The organism is Planktotalea sp., assembly GCF_039984035.1.
Lineage (GTDB): Bacteria > Pseudomonadota > Alphaproteobacteria > Rhodobacterales > Rhodobacteraceae > Planktotalea.
Map to the genome: position 1 here is coordinate 1 of NZ_JBDWVM010000402.1, position 2,841 is coordinate 2,841.

3 protein-coding genes are annotated in these 2,841 nt (G+C 49.9%); all 3 read left to right on the forward strand.

All coding sequences use genetic code 11. The features are described from left to right. On the forward strand, positions 1 to 327 hold a 327-nt coding region (locus ABJQ89_RS17635; RefSeq protein ID WP_348497467.1), incomplete at its 5' end, for a hypothetical protein. A 1-nt stretch (position 328) separates the two neighbouring features. After that, positions 329 to 2,413, forward strand: coding sequence for a flagellar biosynthesis protein FlhA (gene flhA, locus ABJQ89_RS17640; RefSeq protein ID WP_348497468.1), 2,085 nt, complete (start codon positions 329 to 331; stop codon positions 2,411 to 2,413). Next, positions 2,413 to 2,841 (forward strand): flagellar biosynthetic protein FliR (locus tag ABJQ89_RS17645; RefSeq protein WP_348497469.1); only part of this gene is annotated, 429 nt, incomplete at its 3' end. The genes flhA and ABJQ89_RS17645, both read left to right, overlap by 1 nt.

Consider the following 2,841-nt stretch of genomic DNA (forward strand, 5'->3'; position numbering starts at 1 on the left):
TCTGAATTTAGTGCTCTTAAGTTATTTTCCACCAATATAGCCTTTTTTGTTCAATTTTTAATTTCACGCAAAGTGGCGAGATTGGGTAACAAAATTGAATTATTTGAGAGAATTTTGATTAGTCTGCTAAATAGGTGGTTCGAATGTCCGCGGAGGTATTTTCTTTTGCTAAGGTCAGAAATGAAGCGTGCGGAGGATTTAGGTGGTGAATGTCGTCACTTTGCACCGCAACGAAAATTGCGCGTGAAGCGTTTGATGGAGATTTTATTGAAAATTAACAAAGTAGGCTTGAGTAGTTTAGTTCTCGTTAGATTTGGAGAAATATGACGTGCAAAACTTTACTGTGAAAGCCTTGTTCAATCCGACAATCATGTTGGCGGTTGCGTTGATGGCGGTGATAGTCATGATGATTTTACCGATGCCTGCGTGGGTATTGGACGTCGGCTTGGCTGCCTCTTTCGCGTTGGCTATTTTGATCTTCACTGTCACGCTATTTATCGAACGACCTCTTGATTTTTCGGCATTCCCGACAATTCTTCTTGCTTCTTTGATGTTGCGGTTATCGCTTAATGTTTCGTCCACAAAATTGATTATTGGCCAAGGGCATACAGGCACCGATGCCGCCGGCGATGTCATCGAGGGGTTTGCCCAATTTGTTATGGGAGGGAGCGTATTTCTCGGACTTGTAGTTTTCTGCGTATTATTGATCGTTAACTTTATGGTTATCACTAAAGGTGCGACGCGGATGGCAGAGGTTGGTGCGCGATTTGCGCTGGATGGAATGCCAGGCAAGCAAATGGCCATCGACAGCGATATGGCTGCTGGGGCAATCACTCATTCCGAAGCGCGAGAGCGGCGTGAAAGAGAACAGCAAGAGACGACTTTCTTTGGATCGCTCGACGGTGCGTCAAAGTTTGTAAAAGGCGACGCTGTTGCGGGGCTACTTATCACTCTTCTCAACTTGGTTGCTGGTTTGGTTATGGGGATCGCCGTGCACGGCATGCCTCTCGGCCAAGCGTTTGAAACATACGCTATTTTGACCGTCGGGGATGGTTTGGTTTCCCAAATTCCAGCGGTTGTTATTTCTATCGCTTCGGCCCTTTTGTTGGCACGGGGCGGTGCACAAGGCTCAACCGATCTGGCAGTGTTTGCCCAGTTGGGTAAGCACCCGGCGGCGATAGGTACTGTTGCTGGATTGATGGTTCTTTTTGCGCTGTTCCCGGGCTTGCCTTTTGCGCCATTCATTGCCGGTGGTGCCATGTTGGGCGTGGCGGCGTATCGGTTGCAACGCAAGGCAAAGTCCCAAACCACCGGGACTGACCTGGAGAAGGTTGAAGCCGAGTTGCCAAAAGAGAAGCCGCTTGGGGATATCCTCGAGCTTGACGACATCCATGTCGAGTTCGCACCGGATCTCGTAAATATGGTGCTGGATCCTGGCACCGGCTTGGATGCGCGTATTTCCAACATGCGGACCCATGTTGCTTCTGTGTATGGATTAATTTTGCCAGAGGTGAGGCTCACAGATAACGCGGCCATTGCACCCGGGACGTACGTTTTGCGAATCCAGGGTGTGGAGCAAGCAAGTGCAGAACTTAGTCCGGACCGGATACTGGCGCTTATCCCTGAAAATGCGACAGAAGTCCCCAGTGGGAATGACACTACTGAACCGGTCTACGGGGCGCCGGCACGATGGATTAGCGCTCGAGATCAAGAACAAGCTTCATTGGACGGCTTAACGTTGGTGACACCCGCTGAAATTTTGGCCACCCATTTACTGGAGACTGTAAAGCGGAACTTTAGCCGGTTGTTGTCGTTAAAATCTCTCAGACGTCTACTGCAGGAAATGGTAAATGTTTCTGACCCGATGCGGGCAGAAGCGAATAGAAAATTGCTCGATGAGATGATTCCAGACAAAGTGCCGGTTGATATGCTGCACGCTGTGCTGCGTCTGTTGCTTGATGAGCAAGTTTCCATACGAAATTTGCCGCTAATTCTGGAGGCAATCTCAGAAGCACGCGGGCAAAATACGCAACCAGAAGCGATCTGCGAACATGTAAGGCAACGACTTGGTTTCCAGCTCATAGCCGATATGAAGCGCGATGATGGGACCTTGCCGCTTATTCAGCTGGCTCCTGAATGGGAAGACACGTTTGCGACCTATCAAGTCGAAGCGGACAGAGGCCTCGATATCGCGCTGCCGCCGGATATTTTCAATCAATTGGCAGAGAATGTCTCAGAGAAACTGCAATCTGTGAGCGAGACTGGTATCAATGCCGCTATTGTCACAAATACACGTCGGAGACGCTTCCTTAGAACTGTGATGCGTGCGAAGGGCATCAATAATCCAGTCCTGTCCTTTGAGGAAATTGGGCTGGACGCGCGACCGTCTCTCGTTGGTGTTGTTGCCGCATGATGGCATTGGCCGAATTACTGCCTCTACTAGATGACCCCCTTTGGCATGGGTTTGTTGTTTTTGTAAGAGTTGCGGCGATCGCTTCGATGTTGCCTGCTTTTGGCGAGCAATCGGTGCCTGCGCGCATCAAGCTCGTTTTGGCGCTGGCCTTCATGTTGATTGTAGCTCCCGCAATAGCGCCGATACCGCTTTCGGAAACATTGGGAGATATGGCGTTCTTGGTCGTGACCGAAGTGCTGTCTGGGCTCGCGTTGGGGATTGGTATTCGTTTGTTTGTGTTAGCTTTGCAAACGGCCGGTACAATAGCAGCGAATGCAACATCGCTTTCTCAAGTGTTTGGGGGGTCTGGCGTCGATCCGATGCCAGCTATGGGGTACATTCTTATCGTAGGTGGTTTGGCGTTGGCTGTGATGACAGGGTTGCATGTA